The sequence below is a fragment of the Rhizobium sp. P32RR-XVIII genome (genome assembly GCF_012641395.1).
Classification (GTDB): Bacteria; Pseudomonadota; Alphaproteobacteria; order Rhizobiales; family Rhizobiaceae; genus Rhizobium.
Genome location: NZ_JABAIH010000032.1, coordinates 1 through 18,321, shown reverse-complemented (window position 1 = coordinate 18,321; position 18,321 = coordinate 1). Strand labels below are relative to the sequence as shown.

Annotated in this window: 17 protein-coding genes and 2 pseudogenes; 11 read left to right on the top strand and 8 right to left on the bottom strand. The window is 58.2% G+C overall.

Annotated elements, in window-relative coordinates:
- The first annotated feature begins 70 nt into the window (after window positions 1–70).
- The 4 genes from HGP14_RS33310 to HGP14_RS33295 are packed head-to-tail and all read left to right on the top strand — an operon-like array spanning window position 71 to window position 5,068.
- A complete protein-coding gene (locus HGP14_RS33310; RefSeq protein WP_168834059.1) occupies window positions 71–1,582 on the top strand; it encodes an ABC transporter substrate-binding protein in 1,512 nt (503 codons plus the stop codon).
- Between the two features lie 56 nt (window positions 1,583–1,638).
- Entirely contained in the window at window positions 1,639–2,556 is a 918-nt protein-coding gene (locus tag HGP14_RS33305; RefSeq protein ID WP_168834069.1) for an ABC transporter permease, read from the top strand.
- Between the two features lie 8 nt (window positions 2,557–2,564).
- Window positions 2,565–3,437, top strand: a complete 873-nt coding sequence (locus tag HGP14_RS33300; RefSeq protein WP_168834058.1) for an ABC transporter permease — start codon at window positions 2,565–2,567, stop codon at window positions 3,435–3,437.
- Window positions 3,434–5,068: an ABC transporter ATP-binding protein gene (locus HGP14_RS33295; RefSeq protein WP_168834057.1), complete on the top strand. Its 1,635-nt coding sequence runs from the start codon at window positions 3,434–3,436 to the stop codon at window positions 5,066–5,068. The genes HGP14_RS33300 and HGP14_RS33295 overlap by 4 nt, the downstream gene beginning before the upstream one ends.
- A 394-nt stretch (window positions 5,069–5,462) precedes the next feature.
- Here HGP14_RS33295 and HGP14_RS33290 read toward each other — a convergent pair whose 3' ends face one another.
- Genes HGP14_RS33290 through HGP14_RS33275 form a run of 4 tightly spaced genes read right to left on the bottom strand, consistent with a single transcriptional unit; the run spans window position 5,463 to window position 9,012 of the window.
- Window positions 5,463–6,278: an ABC transporter ATP-binding protein gene (locus tag HGP14_RS33290; protein ID WP_246704739.1), complete on the bottom strand. Its 816-nt coding sequence runs from the start codon at window positions 6,276–6,278 to the stop codon at window positions 5,463–5,465.
- A 5-nt stretch (window positions 6,279–6,283) separates the two neighbouring features.
- Window positions 6,284–7,312, bottom strand: a complete 1,029-nt coding sequence (locus HGP14_RS33285) for an ABC transporter substrate-binding protein (RefSeq protein ID WP_168834055.1) — start codon at window positions 7,310–7,312, stop codon at window positions 6,284–6,286.
- 30 nt (window positions 7,313–7,342) lie between these two features.
- A complete protein-coding gene (locus tag HGP14_RS33280; protein WP_168834054.1) occupies window positions 7,343–8,134 on the bottom strand; it encodes an ABC transporter permease in 792 nt (263 codons plus the stop codon).
- Complete coding sequence (locus tag HGP14_RS33275) at window positions 8,134–9,012, bottom strand: shikimate dehydrogenase family protein (protein WP_168834053.1); 879 nt, start codon at window positions 9,010–9,012, stop codon at window positions 8,134–8,136. The genes HGP14_RS33280 and HGP14_RS33275 overlap by 1 nt, the downstream gene beginning before the upstream one ends.
- Window positions 9,013–9,276: 264 nt before the next feature.
- On the opposite strand from HGP14_RS33275, the gene HGP14_RS33270 reads away from it, so the two are divergent.
- Complete coding sequence (locus HGP14_RS33270; protein ID WP_168834052.1) at window positions 9,277–10,032, top strand: 3-ketoacyl-ACP reductase; 756 nt, start codon at window positions 9,277–9,279, stop codon at window positions 10,030–10,032.
- Window positions 10,033–10,065: 33 nt separating this feature from the next.
- Here the strand turns inward: HGP14_RS33270 and HGP14_RS33265 are convergent, their stop codons facing one another.
- The 4 genes from HGP14_RS33265 to HGP14_RS33250 form a co-directional block, all read right to left on the bottom strand.
- On the bottom strand, window positions 10,066–11,154 hold the full coding sequence (locus HGP14_RS33265) for a LacI family DNA-binding transcriptional regulator (RefSeq protein WP_168834051.1): 1,089 nt from the start codon (window positions 11,152–11,154) through the stop codon (window positions 10,066–10,068).
- An 81-nt stretch (window positions 11,155–11,235) separates the two neighbouring features.
- The gene (locus tag HGP14_RS33260) at window positions 11,236–12,072 is read right to left on the bottom strand and encodes a fumarylacetoacetate hydrolase family protein (protein ID WP_168834050.1); all 837 of its coding nucleotides are present in this window, start codon (window positions 12,070–12,072) and stop codon (window positions 11,236–11,238) included.
- Between the two features lie 35 nt (window positions 12,073–12,107).
- Window positions 12,108–12,788: a DUF4286 family protein gene (locus tag HGP14_RS33255; RefSeq protein WP_168834049.1), complete on the bottom strand. Its 681-nt coding sequence runs from the start codon at window positions 12,786–12,788 to the stop codon at window positions 12,108–12,110.
- A complete protein-coding gene (locus HGP14_RS33250; RefSeq protein ID WP_168834048.1) occupies window positions 12,788–13,261 on the bottom strand; it encodes a MaoC family dehydratase in 474 nt (157 codons plus the stop codon). The genes HGP14_RS33255 and HGP14_RS33250 overlap by 1 nt, the downstream gene beginning before the upstream one ends.
- Window positions 13,262–13,374: 113 nt before the next feature.
- Between HGP14_RS33250 and HGP14_RS33245 the strand changes: the two genes are divergently transcribed.
- The 6 genes and pseudogenes from HGP14_RS33245 (at window position 13,375) to HGP14_RS33220 (ending at window position 18,119) form a co-directional block, all read left to right on the top strand.
- Window positions 13,375–15,015, top strand: a complete 1,641-nt coding sequence (locus HGP14_RS33245) for an acyl CoA:acetate/3-ketoacid CoA transferase (RefSeq protein ID WP_246704738.1) — start codon at window positions 13,375–13,377, stop codon at window positions 15,013–15,015.
- Window positions 15,016–15,018: 3 nt separating this feature from the next.
- A complete protein-coding gene (locus HGP14_RS33240) occupies window positions 15,019–15,819 on the top strand; it encodes a hydroxypyruvate isomerase family protein (RefSeq protein ID WP_168834047.1) in 801 nt (266 codons plus the stop codon).
- A 40-nt stretch (window positions 15,820–15,859) separates the two neighbouring features.
- Entirely contained in the window at window positions 15,860–16,828 is a 969-nt protein-coding gene (gene denD / locus HGP14_RS33235) for a D-erythronate dehydrogenase (protein ID WP_168834046.1), read from the top strand.
- 26 nt (window positions 16,829–16,854) lie between these two features.
- Window positions 16,855–17,157 (top strand): annotated as a pseudogene (locus tag HGP14_RS33230) (four-carbon acid sugar kinase family protein); the annotation flags it as partial.
- Window positions 17,158–17,245: 88 nt separating this feature from the next.
- Window positions 17,246–17,401: a nucleotide-binding domain containing protein gene (locus HGP14_RS33225; protein WP_312862244.1), complete on the top strand. Its 156-nt coding sequence runs from the start codon at window positions 17,246–17,248 to the stop codon at window positions 17,399–17,401.
- 80 nt (window positions 17,402–17,481) lie between these two features.
- A pseudogene (locus HGP14_RS33220) lies at window positions 17,482–18,119 on the top strand (aldolase).
- Window positions 18,120–18,321 lie beyond the last annotated feature (202 nt).

Sequence of the window (18,321 nt, the reverse complement as noted above, 5' to 3'; positions counted from 1 at the left end):
AAAAAACCGACCGAAGTCAGCCATAGCGTGATCGCAGATCGCTGATCTGCATGAGATTAGGGAGGAAAAAATGAAAGCTTTTCAAGCAATAGGATTTGCGGCCGCGACTGCGGTTGCATTGACAGTCGGGGCCGGCGCCGTTGCGGCACAGCAGCCCAACAAGAACATTCGCATCGTGCTTGACGCGGAACCGGACACACTCGATCCTTGCAACACGACACGCAGTACGATCGGGTTCGTGATCCGAAACAACCTCGTCGAGACAGGCACCAAGATCGACGCTGCGACCGGTCAGGTCCAGCCGGGACTGGTCACGGAATGGACCCGGACCGGTGACAGCCAGTGGCGTCTAAAGCTGCGTCCGGGCGTTTCTTTCCAGGATGGTCCCGCCTTCAATGCCGAAACGTTCGTCAAGTCATTCCAGCGCGTGCTGAACCCGAAACTGAACTGCGCGACCCGCAGCTATCACTTCGAGGGAATGAAGTTCACGTTTGATGTCGTCGACGATTTAACTGTTGACCTGAAGACGGACCATCCCGCGCCGCTCCTTCCAGTCATGCTGGCCACGCTTCCGATGGTCTCGCCCAACACGCCGTTTGACGATTTTACCCGTGCGCCTGTCGGCACGGGCCCCTATAGCTTCGCCAGCTGGAAGCCGGGTGAGGGCATCGAGCTTAAGCGCAATGACAAATACTGGGGCGCCAAACCCGAGGTAGAGGCCGTGACCTACCTTTTCCGAAAGGAGTCCCTCGTTCGAGCCGCCATGGTGGCGAGTGGCGAAGCGGATATTGCCCCCGAAATCGCCCCGCAAGACGCTGATAATCCGAAAACCGACTTTTCTTATCTGAATTCTGAAACCATGCGGTTGCGCATCGATGTCGACAAGCCGCCGATGAACGACCTTCGTGTTCGTGAAGCGATGAACCTGGCGCTTGACCGTCAGGCCATGATCGGCTCGATTTACAGCCCACGCTGGGTCTTGGCGAAAAACTACGTGATGCCGACCATCAATGGCTACAACGACACGATCAAGCCTTTCCCCTATGATCCCGATAAAGCGATGAAGCTCATCGCTGAGGCAAAGGCCGACGGCGTCCCGGTCGACAAGGAGATCCTTGTGATCGCCCGACCCAACGTGCCGGCCGGCGCCGAAGGTATGCAAGCGATCTCCGAGATGCTGAACGCCGTCGGGTTCAATACGAAGCCACAGCTCCTCGAAGCAAACGAATATAACGGCTTCTATTTCAAGCCCTTCAACGACAGCACTGCGCCCCATCTTCTCATGGACATCCATGATAATAATACGGGCGACGCCGGTATCACGCTTCTGAACAAGTACCACTCCACGGGCGGAACGTCGAAGACACACGATCCCGAACTCGACAAGCTGATCGACCAGGGCTCTGCAGCCGACAACCCGAAGCGGTCGGAGCTTTACCAGGCGGCATTCGCACGCATCCACGACCAGGCCTATGACATCATGCTCTTCCATCAGGTCGCTGACGCTCGCGTCTCCCCACGGCTGAACTTCAAGCCAACCTCTCGAGGGCGTCTTGACGTGGCTACCATCACGTTCAAGTGAGATTATCTGGGGCGACGGCGATGCCGCCGCCCCAACAGATTCCGAAGGGTTCGCGTATGTTGCGCTATGTCGTCAAGCGCTTCGCTCAAAGCGTCGCCGCACTTTTTGTTCTTCTCACGGTCGTTTTCTTCCTGACGCGACTGACTGGAGATCCGACCGACCTCTACCTGCCCTTGTCGGCCTCAGAGGCGCAGCGTGCGGCCTTCCGGCAGGAGCATGGTTTCAACGATCCGGTTCTCATCCAGTTCTCGAGATACATCTCGAACCTCGCGCATGGCGACTTTGGCAACTCCGTCTTCAAGGCCCGGCCTGCGCTCGACGTCGTTCTGGAGGCATTTCCGGTGACGCTGAAGCTGGCGGCTTTTGCGATGTCGATAGCAATTTGCTTGGCAGCGATCCTGGGTTCGCTCGCGGCCTATTGGCCAAATTCGCTTTTTGACCGGCTCGTCAGCATCCTGACGATCGTGACCGCTTCCACTCCGCCCTTCTGGGTCTCGATCGTCGCGATTCTCGTCTTTTCGATGAAACTCGAATGGCTTCCAACGTCGGGCATGGGCAGCGCAAAATACTGGATCCTGCCTGTGGCCGTTCTTGTCCTCGGTCCTGTCGGACTGTTGTCACAGGTGGTTCGGTCCAGCATGATAAGCTGCCTGAATGCTCCCTACGTGAAGACGGCGATATCGAAGGGTGCATCCGGACCGCGCATCATCTTTGTCCATGCACTTAGAAACGCACTTCTGCCGCTCATAACCGTGGCCGGCATCCAGGCAACAGGCCTCATCAACGGAGCTGTTGTCGTCGAAACGATCTTCGGCTTCCCTGGCATCGGCAATCTGATGATCGACTCGGTGCGAAACCGCGATTTCGAACTCACGATCACCTGCATCATCGTTGCCGCCGTCGCGGTCTATCTGATGAATACGATCATCGACATCCTTTACATGCGGCTTGACCCCCGCGTCAGGCTGACTTGAGGGACACCATGCGAAACTATTGGCTATTGCTGAAACAAGACCGCGTGGCTTGCGTGGCGCTCGTATATCTGCTGGTTCTTGTTGTCATCGCAATCATCGGGCCGGCGTTCGTCGATCCATCCTTAAACCGGATGCAGCTAACGGCACGGCACGCGGCACCGTTCCACCTTAATCGATCGTGGGTCTACTTCCTCGGCGCCGATGCGCTCGGGCGGCCGATGATCGTCCGATTGGTTCTTGCTGCCAGGACGACGATCATGATCGCGGCGGCGGCCGTATTGATGGCAATGGTGACGGGAACCTTCATCGGGTTGATTGCCGGCTTGCGAGAGAACCTCTTGAGCGCCGCCTTGATGAGGGGGATCGACGTCCTCCTCAGTATCCCATCGCTGTTGCTGGCGATGGTCGTCCTCTTTGTTCTCGGAGCGCATATCGGCAATGTCATTTTGATCCTCACGATCACCAGGCTTGCCGTGTTCGCGCGGACCGTTCGTGGCGAGTCGCTGGAACTTCGGGAGCGGTGGTTCGTGGCTGCAGCCCGCACCATGGGCGCAGGCGACATCCATGTTCTGAGGCGGCATATCGTGCCTTTGGTCATGCCGACCGTACTCGCCATCGCCGCGCTTGAATTCGCCGTGATCATGCTGGCGGAATCGGCGCTTTCTTTCCTTGGTATCGGGGTGCAGCCACCGGACGCGACCTGGGGTTTGCTCGTCGCCGAAGGCCAGCCCTATCTGAAAACCGCCTGGTGGGTGTCGCTTTGGCCCGGCCTCGCAATTGCCTCCATGGCCGTTTCGGCCACCATTGTCGGCAACTGGTTCCGCATAGCAAATGACCCGACACTGCGTGTCCGGTTGACGCCCCGTGAGGTGACAGCATGAACACGCCCCTTCTTGAAGTCGATCATCTGTCCGTCGATTTTCAGACCGTCGACGGGCTATTCCACGCAGTGAAAGATATTTCCTTTTCGATTGAAAAGGGAGAGACGCTCGCGATCATCGGCGAGAGCGGTTCCGGCAAAAGCGTGACCGCTTCGGCAATCTTGGGGCTGCTCGACATGCCGCCGGCCATCATGAGGTCCGGAGACATCCACTTCCGCGGAAAGAGCCTCCTGAAAATGCCACGGGCAGAGCGCCGGGCCGCAGCTGGTCGGGACATCTCCGTCGTGTTCCAGGATCCTCTCGTCCACCTGAACCCTGTCTTTCCGGTTGGCTGGCAGATTGCGGAAGTCTGCCGCATTCATGGCAGCAGCCGGACCGAGGCGGACCGGCTGGCGATCGAACTACTGGGACGCGTCGGCATCTCTAACCCCGAAAAACGCCAAAGGCAGTACCCGCACGAATTCTCGGGCGGTCAGCGGCAGCGCATCATGATCGCCATGAGCATGGCGATGAAACCAGCGCTGCTTATCGCCGATGAACCGACCACCGCCCTCGACGTGACCGTGCAGGCGCAGATCCTTGACCTGCTCCGCGATATTCAAAGGGAAACCGGCACGTCGATCCTGATGATCACTCACGACCTCGGCGTTGCCGCCGACGTCGCGGATCGTGTGCTTGTCATGCGCAGAGGCGAAATGGTGGAAACCGGCGCCATTCGGGATGTCTTGCTGAATCCGAGACAGCAATATACCCGCGACTTGATCGCGGCCGGTGAAATGGCGCCTGGTCCACCCCGGAGCCCAGCCGAAAAGATACTGGAGGTGTCCAACGTTTCGCTTCAGTACGGCGACGTGAAGGTCGTCCACGATATGAGCCTGACACTGCACAAAGGGGAGATCATGTGCATTGTCGGCGAGTCGGGCTCCGGAAAATCGACACTTGCCAGGTCAATCCTGCGCTTGATGTCGCCTTCTTCAGGCGAGATCAAATTCCATGGCGCCGATATCACCCAGCTCGATAAAGATGGCATCCGTCGCTATCAGCGGGCCGTACAGGCGGTTTTCCAAGATCCCTATAGCTCGCTCAATCCCCGAATGAAGGTGATGGACATCATCGCCGAACCCTGGACCATCCAGAAGGATGTCCTCCCACGCCAACATTGGCGCGAAAGAGCGGGAGCGCTGCTGGAAAGTGTCGGCCTTGACGTGAAAGCTCTCGACAAATTTCCCGGTGAGTTCTCAGGCGGACAAAGACAGCGCATTGCGATTGCCAGAGCGCTGGCGATGTCGTCCGAAATCATAGTCTGTGACGAGGCGGTTTCCGCGCTGGACCTTACAGTTCAGGCGCAGGTCATCACGCTGCTGCGCGACCTTCGCGATCGATTGAATGTGGCATTGCTATTCATCTGCCACGACCTCAATCTGGTCCGCAGCTTTGCAGATAGCGTGCTGGTCATGCAGGGCGGCAAGGTGGTCGAGCAGGGGGCGGCGGCGACGCTGTTTGACGAGCCGAAGCATTTCTATACCCAGCGCCTAATCGCCGCGAGCCCGGTGGCCGATCCCGTTGCGCAATCTGATCGCCGGCACGCGCGACAAGCGCTCGACCGCGTCGACAACGCGGCCGGCTTATAGCCTGGTTGTCGGTGATGTTTTGGATCGCGGGGGTGACTGATCGGAAGCTGCTAGCAGCCATGTCTTCGGCCGCCGATCCGCTCACGGGCATCCGGAAGCATCTGCCCACCGCCGAACGGCGGCACCGTTGTGGTCGGAGGCGGCAAGGGCGCCGCCCAGATCCACCGAATTGCTCCTCTTTTGGCCAAGATTGTCAGCCTCGACGCCTATGCCATCGTGCGGGCTGTTTGGCCGTTCACCAGATGCTCGTCAGGCGGTGGCCATCGCCTGTGAGCGTGCGGTGTGGCTCAATCCCAATGCGAAAACTGCCCTCGAAATCCGGGCCCCCGAGGAAACTGAAGTAAAATCCACTGGTCGTCGAAGCTACCGAGCGACCACCAGTGGATCTATATTGCTAGCGGTGAATAACGCCCAGGCGCGCGAAATGGTCGTAGATCCGTCGCGAATACTCGGCGAGCTCCGGCTCTTCGCCAAGAGCGACCGGACGCGGACGCGGCAGATCAATCTTGATTTCGTCCACAACTTGTCCAGGCGAGGGTGCCATCACGAGAACTCTATCCCCAAGTCCGACGGCCTCTTCGACACTATGGGTAATGAAGAGGACCGTTGGCCGCTCCGCAATCCAGAGCTGCTCCAAGTCATGCCGAACCTGAACGCGCGTGAGCGCGTCCAAGGCCCCGAAAGGCTCATCCATCAGCAGCACCGATGGCTTGAGCACCAATGCTCGGGCTAGCGAAACGCGCTGACGCATCCCGCCGGAAAGCTGGCTGGGGTAGCGGTTGGCCGCTTTCGTCAGGCTCAGCCGTTCGAATAGCTCTTCCGCTCGCTTGCGGATCGGATCGAGTGGTAGACCTCGAATAACCCCTTGAAGCAGCACGTTATCCATCGCTGTCCTGAATTCCAGCAGCAGATGGTCCTGAAAGGCAATCCCGACGTCGGTAAGGGCACCAGAGAGTGGCTTTCCGCCGACCTTTATCCGGCCGCTGGTTGGATCGAGAAGGCCGGCAACCATTAGCATCAGCGTACTCTTGCCACATCCGCTAGGCCCGACGACGGAGACGAACTCGCCTGGCTGGATGTCGATGGTGGTCGGCCGCAACGCTTCAAAGCCTCCGAAGACTTTATTGACGTTGTCGATCTCAATTCGGACTCCGCTCAAGTCTGAGCCGGGGGCGGACGTAGAATAGGATGGCATAACGGACTGCTTCATAGGGATCACTTCAGCGGGCAAGAGCGGAGATCGGTTTCGGGCGGCAGGTAGTCATAGGTATAGTAGCTTGCCGCCTCAATGTTTGGGGGGAGCATTTTGATCTCATTCAAGATTTTGACTGTATCGGACCATTGTTCCGGCGTGGCCTTCCCGACGACCTTTGCACGATTGACGCACATCAGATACTTAGTGGCCTCCAACTGAGCGGGAGCCTGTTCTTCCGATGCGTCCGGGAACATTTCCTTCATGGCCGTCACTGCAGCCTTCGGATCGTCAACCGCGGCATACCAGCCCTTCAAGCTCGCGGCAACGAAGGCCTTGGCCTGATCAGGATGTTCCTCCAGGAAGGATTCGGAGGCGATAATAGAGGTCGAGACGGTCGGTGCGCCGTTATCGATAAAGGGAAAGTCGGTCGTCTCCGCACCGAGATCCTTCAGCTGGATGGCGAAGAAGTCGATCGATCCAAGAATGGCATCGACTTGCCCTTGAAGGAGGGCGGCGACCATGGATTCCTTCGGCATGTTCACCTGTTTGACATCGCTGTAGCTCAGGCCGTTGGCTGCAAGAACGAGCGGGAACATCGCAGCTTGCGAACCGCCGTTCGGGATGGCAACCGAATGGCCTTTTAGATCCTTAACGGAATTGATACCCTTTTCCTTGAGCGCGGTTACCTGGTTCGGATTGCCCTGAAGGATCGTGGCAAGAACCTTGATCTTGGCGCCTTCAGAGACAAGCTTCATCACCGGCGCGGCGTCGGCAAAACCTATTTCGCCTTTCCCGCCAGCGATAAGCTGAGCCGTAATTTGCGAACCGTTGCCCGGCTCGATTTTCACGTCAAGACCAGCATCCTTGTAGTATCCGTTCTTGACCGCGAGTTCGAACCCGGCATTGAAGCCGGCAGCGGGATAGTTCAGCCAAAAGGTAAGCGGAGTCAGCTCCGCGGCCGCGAGCGGACTGGCGACAAGCGAAATCATCGCCGCCGCTGCTGCGTGTTTGAGGGGGCTGAGCTTGCCGAATATGGTATGCCTATTCACTGTATTCTCCTCCTTGGTTTTGAAGATGTATCAATCGCGGCTGCGATTGCGACGCCACGGCGTCATGAAATATTCGACGACCTCGACGAGGCTGTTCAGACCGAGGCCGATGATCGTCATGACGAAGAGGATCGCGAAGACTAGCTTTGTATCCATGACGCCTGTTGCTTGTAGCAAGAGAAAGCCAAGGCCCCGGTTGGCGCCGACGAACTCTGCCACAATTGCCGCGGTCGCAGCGATTGTTGCCGAGGTCTTCAGGCCGCCGAAAATGACCGGAAGGGCGGACGGGAAGCGTAGGTAGCGGAAGGTCTGCCAAGTCGTCGCACCCATCGACTTGGTCAGATAGAGGAAGCGCTGGTCCAGGATCTGGAAGCCGGCAATGCTAGCAAGTAGCAGCGGAAAGAAGGTGAGAAGCAGGGTAAGCATCACCTTCGACGTAGGGCCAAAGCCGATCCAGACGACGAAAAGGGGCGCTATGGCGATCTTTGGCACAAGCTGAATGAAGACAAGCAACGGATAGAGCGTTCGCTTGGCGGTCGGCGAGAGCGCGATCAACAGGCCGAGTGGAATAGCCGTCACCACAGACAGCGCGAAGCCGAAAATGATCTCTTGGATGGTTACCAGCGAATGAGTCCAAAGGCTCTGACGCTGTTCAATCAGCTCGGGGATAACCGCCTGCGGCGGGGGAAGAAGGTAGGCCGGGATCTCAAAAACGACAACCGCAAGCCACCAAAGTACGATCAGGCCAACGAAGACGAGGGCCGAGAGAAAAGCTGAACCCAGCCACCCGGGCATCTTCAAAGCCAAACCATTTCCATTCATTAGAGACCTCCTTCGGCTGTATGGCGATCAGCTGCCTTTGGCCGATCGGCATTGCCGTTCCATGCAATCTTGTTGAAAAAGCCGAGGACAATATCCGATTGCCCCTCGACCATTGCTGCCCCGCCGATATGGGCGCAACCGAGTTCTTCCGCGAAACGCAAAAGCGGCGTGGACGTACGCGGCACGATATCGATGACCGCCACGTCCCCCTTCAAGTCCGCCATAGGGACGGGCAAGCCGTCGTCCGGCGAAAGCCCGATGGGTGTCGCATTGATAAGGACGTCAATGTCGCCCAGGCACGGACCGGAGGCATCGATACGGCAATTCGGATACATCTTCGCAAGTGTCGAAACGAGAGAGGCGGCCTTTTCCCCGGCCGCGTCGTGTACGGAAATCGATGCAGCGCCGCTATCGGCCAAGGCATGGGCGATCGCACTACCAGCTCCGCCGGCGCCCAGCAGCTTGATCCTCGCGCCTGACGTCGACCTGCCGAGGCCACGTACGGCCTGGAGCAGGCCAAGCCCGTCGAACATGCCGCCGGTCCAGCTGCCATCCTTCTCGCGACGCATCGCGTTGATTGCGCCAACGCGCTCCGCCATCGGCTCCAGCTGCGACGCGAAGGCCATCGCTCGCTGCTTGAATGGATAGGTGATGACAATTCCGTCGATATTGGCTGTCGCAAGAAGACCGCGCATGACGGACTCGAAGTCCTTTTCCCGCGCATGCCAAGGCACAAGGACTGCATTCACACCAGCCGCAGCGAGGCGCGCATTGTAGAATAGGGGCGACTTCACCTGCGCGATCGGATCCCCGACGATGGCCAGCAGCCGTGTGGCCCCATCGACCGTGTGTATTAGAGCGCATTGCGAATCAGACATTCAGCCGAATCTCCTCCAGGTCGCCGCGGCAGCCACCTTCGGCTGAGCGACCGATGCCAATTATTTTTTGGCATGATGTATCCGTTTACATTGCTGTCGTTTTATGTCAAGTCCTGATCAAGGCAGCGCCCGGGAAATCGTCAAAATACCGCAAAAACTATTACTTTTGGGTTCGAAACTAGCCAGGCGAGCGTCTCTTTATCGGTGTTCAACCGTCGCGCATGGTCTGGCTAACGTGCGCAAATCACATCAAAGGTTAAAGCAATGTCATCTGGTTACAGGTTTACATCGGCTAAAGCGCGGGGCGGAGCGCTTGTGACCGGAGGGGGAAGCGGCATCGGCTACGCGACTGCCATCGCACTTGCCGAACGTGGTTTTGAGGTCACCGTCGCCAGCGTGGAAGATAGCGCCTTTCTTCCCGAACACATCTCTTATGTTCGCGCCGACATAACCGATATTTCTGAGCACGAGGCGCTGGTGCGGCGGGTCCGCAATCCCGTCTGCCTAGTCAACTGCGCCGGCGTAACTTCACTGGTGCGCGGCGACTTGATGGAACTTACACCATTGAGTTTCGACCGGGTGATGGGAGTGAATGTAAGGGCAACTTTCTTTCTAACACAAACCTTTGCGCGGCATATGCTGCAGGCAGACGCCACTGAAAACTATCGCTCGATCATCTTTGTTGGGTCGATCAATAGCCACGTGGTGGGTGAAACCCGGGCCGACTACTGCATGTCGAAATCAGCGGTCGCCATGATGTCGAAGCTATTTGCAGCCAGGCTTGCCGGTGACGGCATCATGACGCATGAAGTCCGGCCAGGGGTCATCCGCACGCCCATGACGGCAGCAGCGTCTGAAAGATACGATCGGCTCATCGTTGAAGGTGGGATTCCGGCGGGTCGATGGGGCGAGGTCGACGACGTGGCCGGCGCGATCACGGCACTGGCGCTCGGCAGCTTTCCCTACGCGACTGGCACCGCAGTCGATATTGCAGGCGGCCTGCAGATCCATCGCGTTTAGTGGGCCAACGCTAGGCCGTAAGCGGTTACAGACCTATCGCTTAGGTGCCGCGGTTGACTCTCGCAGGACCATTTCGGGTGGGCATTCGAACTGCATGTCTTGGTCCCGGCTAAGAATCTGGCCGATGATATAGCGGGCAGCGCGGCGACCGATCTTGTCACTCGGCACACGAATCGTCGTGATCGGAACCGGTAGTTCCGACATGATTTCGATATCGTCATAGCCGGCGATCGAAATGTCGTCGGGGATGGAGAGGCCCATGGCGAGCGCCTCGAGCTCTGCGCCGACCGCGTGGAAGGCGTTACCGCAAATCACCGCCGTCGGCGCAGGCGACGCATTCATCACGCGACGGAAAAGCGAACGTGCTTCCGATATGCTCGCGAGTTCTTTGGCGATCTGATAGGGCCAGGCCGTCAAACCGTGCGCCGCCAAGGCGTCACCGACTCCGGCCAGCCGCTCGGCGGCGCGGTCATTGTTGGTCACTGACTGCCAAATGACGCCAAAGCGGCGATGGCCGAGCCCGATCAAGTAGTTGGTTAAATCGAATAGCGCTCGGCGGTTGTCGGGGCCGATCGAACGGCCATGCGTCTCCTTGCTATAGACGAAGGTATTGATCGAAGGCACCTTCTGCCGATCAAGAAATTTCTGCAGATCAGGATGGTGTTCGTTGCCAACCAGGACGATTCCATCGACCCCGCGTTCGACGAACTTCTTGACTTGCCGCAGCTCCAGGTCAGGATCATATTCCGAACAGGCGAGGAGGAGCGTATAGTCCTCCATCAGCAATTCGCTTTGTAGGATATTGGCAGTCCTCGCAAAGTCACCGTGACTGAGAGTCGGGAAGACTGCTCCCACAGCACCGGAGCGCCTTGTTGAAAGGGCGCGGGCCGCAGCGTCTGGAACCCAACCCAAATGTTCGATGACGGCGGATATTCGTAGGCGAAGCTCTTCAGAGACGACTTCGGGTTTGTTGATGGCGCGCGATACGGTCGCCGTTGAGACGCCTGCGGCGCGAGCGACGTCGCGCAGCCCGACTGCAGAGCTGCTCTTTACTGGCTCGGATTTGACCTGAGGGCGAGTACTGGTCTTTGCCGTCCTTTTGCGGGCGGAAATTGGTGTCATCTAGAACTGCCTGAACTGCATATGACTTGCCGGGGATAGTATGACATGCAACCCTCCCCGGCAACTCTGTGATGCAACCGCTTACACAACTTTCTGTTCTTGGACGCCAAGTTTTTCGACGCCAAGGCGCATCGTGTCGCCGCGCTTGAGGAAGCGTGTCGGCTTCATACCCAGACCCACGCCGGGCGGCGTTCCGGTTGTGACAATATCGCCCGGCTCAAGGATCATGTACTGGCTGATGTAGGAAACCAGGGTGCGGATCGAGAAGATCATATTGCTGGTCGATGAATTCTGCAAACGTTCGCCATTGACCTCCAGCCAAAGTGACAATTTTTGCGGGTCGCCCACTTCATCTGGCGTGACCAGCCAAGGCCCGATCGGACCGAACGTCGGGCAGCACTTGCCCTTCACCCACTGGCCCTCGCGCTCCAACTGGTACTCTCGTTCGGAGACGTCGTTGCAAATAAAGTAGCCGCCGACGTAGTCTAGGGCTTCTGCTTCCGTGAGATAGGAAGCTTTCTTGGAGATGACGAAGGCAATTTCCACCTCCCAGTCGGATTTCACTGAGTCTGGCGGCAGCACCACGTCGTCATAAGGGCCGACAATGCAGGAACGCGCCTTATTGAAAAGGATCGGCTCTCTAGGGATGGTCGCGTCGGTTTCTGTCGCATGATCAGCGTAATTGAGGCCGACGGCGATGAAATTCCCAACTTCTGCGACGCAGGGACCGAGGCGAACGCCATCAGCGACAAGCGGCAGGGAAGCGAGTTCTACACCCTTAAGCGCCTGCTGCAAGCTTCCAGCGAGCACTGCGCCGGTGATGTCCTGCACTATACTCGAAAGGTCGCGGACCTTGCCGTCATTGTCGATGATGCCGGGCTTTTCCTGCCCCGCTTGGCCGAAACGGACGAATTTCATATTCTCTTCCTCACTTTCTGAAGTTCGAACTGTGTCTAGAGTTGGTTGTTGGAAAGCGCATATTGCAGCAGGTACGTTCCCTTGCGGTGCGGTTCATCGCACCCGGACGCGCCAAGGCGGTTCGGCAGATCAAGGTCGGCCTGCAGGCGGTCGAAGGCTTCGGGGCCAACAGCCTCAATGAGCAGGATCCACGAGGCGATCTCGTCAGCCTTATCGCGGAGCTTCTTTTCTGCCGTCTGCTGGTTGCTGGCCTTGGGATCGCCCTGCAGAAGATGCGCTCCAACGACGCCAGGGCGATCAAGAGCATCCACGATGATCGCTTGCATAGCCTGCGTGAAGACTGCCGCTGAGTGTGATGTCGACAACTGAAGCGTCATCAACGCCGCTCCGTCGCCCCGGCCGCGGCTGAGCGCAACCGCGCAAATGGTCCGCGAAGTGTCTGTGAAATGCGCCACAACCGATTTGGTCCAGGGGGTAGGTGCATCGAGGCGCGCAAGATAGGCAGGGGAGGAGAGGTCGGCGACGCTCTCTGTCTCATAGAAGTTGAAATATTTCGGATTCCCGTCGAGCGCCACATAGCGGCGGCCGCGCAGGAAGCCCGGGAGGCCGACACGCTCGGGAATATGCTCCCGAACGTGCCATGTGACGAATTCGTCTTCCGCCTCCGGCTTGATGCCATTCCAGATGGCAAGAACCGCTGAGCCCGCGAGTGCCATCACGCGGCATCCTTGGCTGAAGACAGTTTCTTGGCCCAGCGCATAATGTGCTCGCTCACCGCGACAAGCTCATTGTGCTGGTTGAACACCTCAACTTTGGCGACGCTTCGTCCGCGCTCCTTGTCGATCGAGGCGATGGTATAACGCGCGGTGATCGTGTCGCCGAGAATGACCGGCTTGAGGAAGCGCACCCGATCGTAGCCAGCTGAAACGGGGAAATCGCTAAGTCCTTCCTTGTGAATGATATGAGCGATGCTGATCGTCGAGACAGTCGACATGTATCCGACCGTCAACGCGCCATGCGCAATACGTTTGCCGATAGACGATTTCTCCTGCATGTATTGCTCGTTTACATGCGTATCGCTGAAATCGCCGGTGATACCAGCGAAAAGTACGATGTCGGTTTCACCAACCGTTTTTGCGAACGTAAATACCTGACCTAGTTCAACAAAATCCAGTCCTGACAGTGACATATTCGATCCTCCGCTTGTGTCTAATCGGGTTGGCTGGAAGATCACCGCGCGCCTTGACAACGGTGCGGGCGACCGACTATGTATCCGGTTACAACTGATTAGCTCGCCGGTCAATGGCGTGGCTTAAGAATGCTTCTCAAAAAGATTTGGAACGTGTCATGAAACTCATTACGGCCGAAGAAGCGGCGCAACTCGTTCGCGATGGCGACAATGTCCTGGTCAGTGGGTCTGGAGGCGGTCACGCCATTCCGGAGTTGGTGCTGGAGGCCATTGAGGCCCGCCACTTGCAGGAAGGTAGCCCAAAGGCACTGACGCTTATCCATGTCGTCGGCCTCGGGGATCGTGCTGCCAAGGGGGCGGCAAGATTTGCGCATGCAGGCATGCTTAAGCGCTCGATCACCAGCGCTCTCATTGACTCGCCCGTGCTGATCGACCTCGCCGCGGCCGACAAAATTGAATCCTACACGCTGCCTCAGGGCGTGCTATCGCAGTTGATGCGCGACATGGCTGCCGGTCGGCCAGGGCTGATCACCAAGACGGGGCTACATACTTTCATCGATCCCCGCCAGGCGGGCGGGCGTCAGAGCCCAAGCGCCAAGGAAGATCTCGTCGAACTAATGACAATCGATGGCGAGGAGTATCTCCGCTTTAAGCCGTTCCCGCTCGACATCGTCTTCCTGCGCGGTTCCACGGCGGACGAGGATGGTAACATTAGCATGGAGCATGAGGCTATCTTCGGGGAGATGCTGTCCACTGCGCAGGCTGCGCGCCGCAGTGGCGGTATTGTCGTGGTGCAGGTCAAGCGTATGGCCAAACGCGGCACATTGCCGGCGAAAACAGTGAAGATCCCCGGCATCCTTGTGGACTACGTGGTCGTCGATCCCGCCCAGAAGCAGACCTATGCGACGGAGTACAGCCCGTCCTATGCCGGGGAATTGCGTGTTCCGCTGCATGCGCTTCGTCGCCTGCCATTCGACCACCGAAAGATCGTTGCGCGCCGTGCTGCAATGGAGATTGTTCCCGGTGCCATCTGTAATCTCGGTGCTGGCATTTCGACAGGAATTTCCGCCGTTGCTTCGGAGGAGGCGGTGTTGGACAACATCATCCTGACCAACGAACAGGGCTTTATCGGCGGCGCGCCGCTCACTGGACCGGACTCGGGAGCGTCGCAGAACTACGACGCCATCATCGATCAGCCTTATCAGTTCGACTTCTACGACGGGGGCGGTCTCGATATCGCCTTTCTTTCCTTCGCCGAGGTCGATCCGCGCGGCAACGTAAACATCAGCCGTTTCGGCTCCAAGATCGTCGGCGTTGGGGGCTTTATCAACATCAGTCAGAATGCCAAACACATGGTGTTCAGCGGCACCTTCACCTCCGGTGGCCTGGAGCTCAAAACCGGCGACGGTACGTTGGCGATCGCCCAGGAAGGGCGTCACAAGAAATTTGTCAACAATATCGAGCAGATATGCTACAACGCCGACTTTGCCAGAGAGCAGGGCCGTACAGCGCTTTTTGTCACTGAGCGAGCCGTCTTCAACGTCGTCGAGGGCAGGTTGCAACTGATTGAAGTTGCTCCAGGTATCGACATTGAGCGTGATATCTTGGCTCATATGGCGTTCGAACCCAGTATCTCTCCCAACCTCAAGCAGATGCATGCCCGTCTATTCCGCTCGGAACCGATGAATCTGATCAGTGACATCGAGGCGAACCGGGCTCGTGCTGCGCAGCCTGCACTTCGCACAGGGACGTGAGCGATGACGACAATTTCGTTTCGCGAGCGGTTGAGCGCCAATATCGCGTTCATGTTTCCAGACCTGCCGTTCTTGGATCGAATCGATGCCGCGGCTGCGGCAGGATTCAAGTTCGTCGAGTGCCATTTTCCCTATGATACCCCGATTAAGGCGCTGCTCGCACGTCTGCGGGCGGCAGACGTCACAATGTCCGGTCTCAACACAGCGCCGGGCGACGTTGCGGCCGGTGAGTGGGGCATGGCTGCCCTTCCGGGCCGCGAGACGGATTTCGAACGGGATTTCCAGGAGGCTCTAACCTATGCCGTGGCAGTCGGGGCGCAGGTCATTCATGTTATGGCAGGCGTTGTTGATGAGGGGTCGCTTGCAGCCGCACGAGCCACCTATGTGAAGAATCTGAAGAAAGCAGCGGCCAAGGCAGCTTCGCTAGGCGTCACGCTAATCCTCGAACCGCTCAATAACCGAGACAAGCCGGGTTACCTAGTGAGCAGGTCGGATGAGGTGGCGGCTTTGATCGCTGAGATCGACATGCCGAACGTCAAGATGCTGTTCGACGTTTACCACGTCCAGATCATGGAGGGCGACCTTACCAAACGGCTTGAACGACATGCGCCGGTCATCGGGCATGTGCAGTTGGCGTCGGTCCCGGAGCGAGTGGAGCCCGACGAGGGTGAGGTCAGTGTGAGGCATATACTCAGGACGCTCGATCACATCGGCTACGGCGGCTTGATTGGACTGGAATACAAACCGCGCGGCGATACGGTTGCCGGCTTGTCATGGATCGATCGGATTGAAGCGCTGGTCTAAGAGGCGCAACTTTTTTCTTCAGCAATCAGGGATGATAGAGATGCGCATAGCTATTTTGGGTGCCGCGGGAATGCTTGGCCGTAAGCTGGTGGATCGGCTGGCGGCCGAGAGGACGTTGGCGGGTGAGCCGATCACGGGCTTCGTCCTGCACGATATCGTCACACCCTCGGCGCCGATCGGAGATTACGAGATTGAACTGCTGTCCTCGGACTTTTCCGCGGAAGGGGAGGCGGCGAAGATTGTCGCGCTGTGGCCCGATGTGATCTTTCACCTGGCGGCGGTGGTCTCCGGCGAAGCCGAGGCCGATCTCGCAAAGGGTTATCGCGTCAATCTCGATGGTACCCAAGCCCTTCTTGAGGCGATCCGCGCCGTCGGTAGTGGATACAGGCCTCGTTTTGTCTTCACCTCGTCGCTGGCCGTCTTCGGAGCGCCGCTGCCGGATGTAATCCCCGATGACTTCGTCCTGCGGCCGCTATCGAGTTACGGCGCCCAGAAAGCCATCGGCGAGCTGCTTGTCGCAGACTACAGTAGGCGCGGCATCATCGACGGCATCAGCATCCGGCTGCCAACCATCTGCGTGCGGCCCGGCCGCCCTAACAAGGCTGCATCGAGCTTCTATTCCGGCATCATTCGCGAGCCGTTGAACGGGGAGGAGGCTATCCTGCCTGTCTCCCTCGACATACGCCACTGGTTCGCCTCGCCAAGGGCAGCCATCGGGTATCTCGTGCGAGCCGCCGAAGTCGCGTCAGATAAGCTGACGGTCCGCAGCCTGACGATGCCGGGTGTATCAGCCACTGTCGCCGACGAGATCGAGGCGTTGAGGAAGGTGGGTGGCGATGACGCCGTTAAGCTGATCCGCGAGCAGCCGGACCCCGCCATCCATGCGATCGTCAGCACTTGGCCGAAAGCCTTCGACGCTCGCTCGGCGCTCGAGCTCGGCTTCGTCGCCGATCAGAGTTTCGAGGAAATCGTTGAGATCTACCAGCGAGACGAACTTGGGAAGGCCTGACCGGGCGGGATCTATAGGAGAAACTGATGCTTCTGGGTGTTATTGCTGACGACTTCACCGGTGCGAGCGACATTGCCAATACGCTCGCCAAAGGCCATGGCGACGCGCCGGGCCTGTCGACGACGCAGTTCCTGGGCGTTCCTCAGGGTGCGGCACCCACCGGATGTGAGGCTGGCGTTGTCGCCCTGAAGACTCGATCGGTGCCGGCCGAGGAGGCCGTCGCCGAATCTTTGAAAGCCTTGGCATGGCTGAAGGCGCAAGGGTGCCAACAGATCGTTTTCAAATACTGCTCGACCTTCGATTCGACGCCGCAAGGCAATATCGGTCCGGCGAGGCTCTCGCCAAGGCGCTAGGTGTAAAGGGCGTCGTCGATCGCCGCAAGGCTGGACGGCTTCTTCGCAACGATCGCGCGACCTCGTGGACAAGGGCGTGAAGCGCCTCGTGGTAGCAGGCGGCGAGACCTCAGGTGCGGTTGTCTCTGCCCTGCAACTAAATGTGTTGACGATTGGCCCGGAAATTGCCCCCGGAGTGCCTGTTGTCACTGGCACCAAATCGTTGGGGCTGGCACAATAGTCCGGCAATTTCGGCCAGCGTGACTTCTTCGAGCGTGCACTTGCCATCATGGAAGGAAAGCGGCCGGATGGAGCTCAGCCATGAACGAAGCAACGATCCGGGAGGATCTCGTGATGCTGTCGAGGTCGCTCTTCGAGCACGGCTATTCGGTCGGATCAGCCAGCAATATCAGCGTCGCCGTCGCCGACGGCATCCTCATTACGCCAACTAATTCATGCCTCGGCTTTCTCGATCCTGGCAGGATCGCCAAGCTCGATGCCAACGGGAACCACCTCTCTGGCGATAAACCATCGAAGGAGGTGTTTCGGCATCGAGCCTTCTATGAGACGCGCGCGCATACCGGAGCGGTTGTGCATCTACATTCAACCTATGCAACCTCTATATCCTGCCTTTCGGACGTTGATCCGGACGACTGCATCGCACCAATCACTCCTTAGGTTGTAATGCGGGTCGGTAAGGTGAAATTGTTGCCTTATGTCAGGCCCGGCGATCCTGCCATGGGTGATTTGATCCGAGGCCTAAAGGGCACGGCTAGCGCAGTGCTGCTCTCAAACGACGGCCCGGTGGTTGCAGGCGCCGATCTTCGAAGTGCGTTCTTTGCGGCAGAGGAACTGGAGGAAACCGCGAACTGATGCATGTCATACAAAACAGACCTCACAAGATCCTAAGTGCCCGACAGGTCGCGGATCTGATGAACACGTTTTCGTCTCAACGGTAGTCATTAGCCGTTTCTATTGTGCGTTCGCGACTGCAAGTTCCATAAGATAGATTATGCGATTGCTGCAATTTCAGAGGTACATTCTATTTCCAAGTGCGACATGCCAATGATTTCAATGGCTTCACTTTGGAGATTTTGGCATGTCCCGATGCTATACGCAGCTTGCTCTCGCCGACCGACGACGCCTACATCAGCTGGTGGC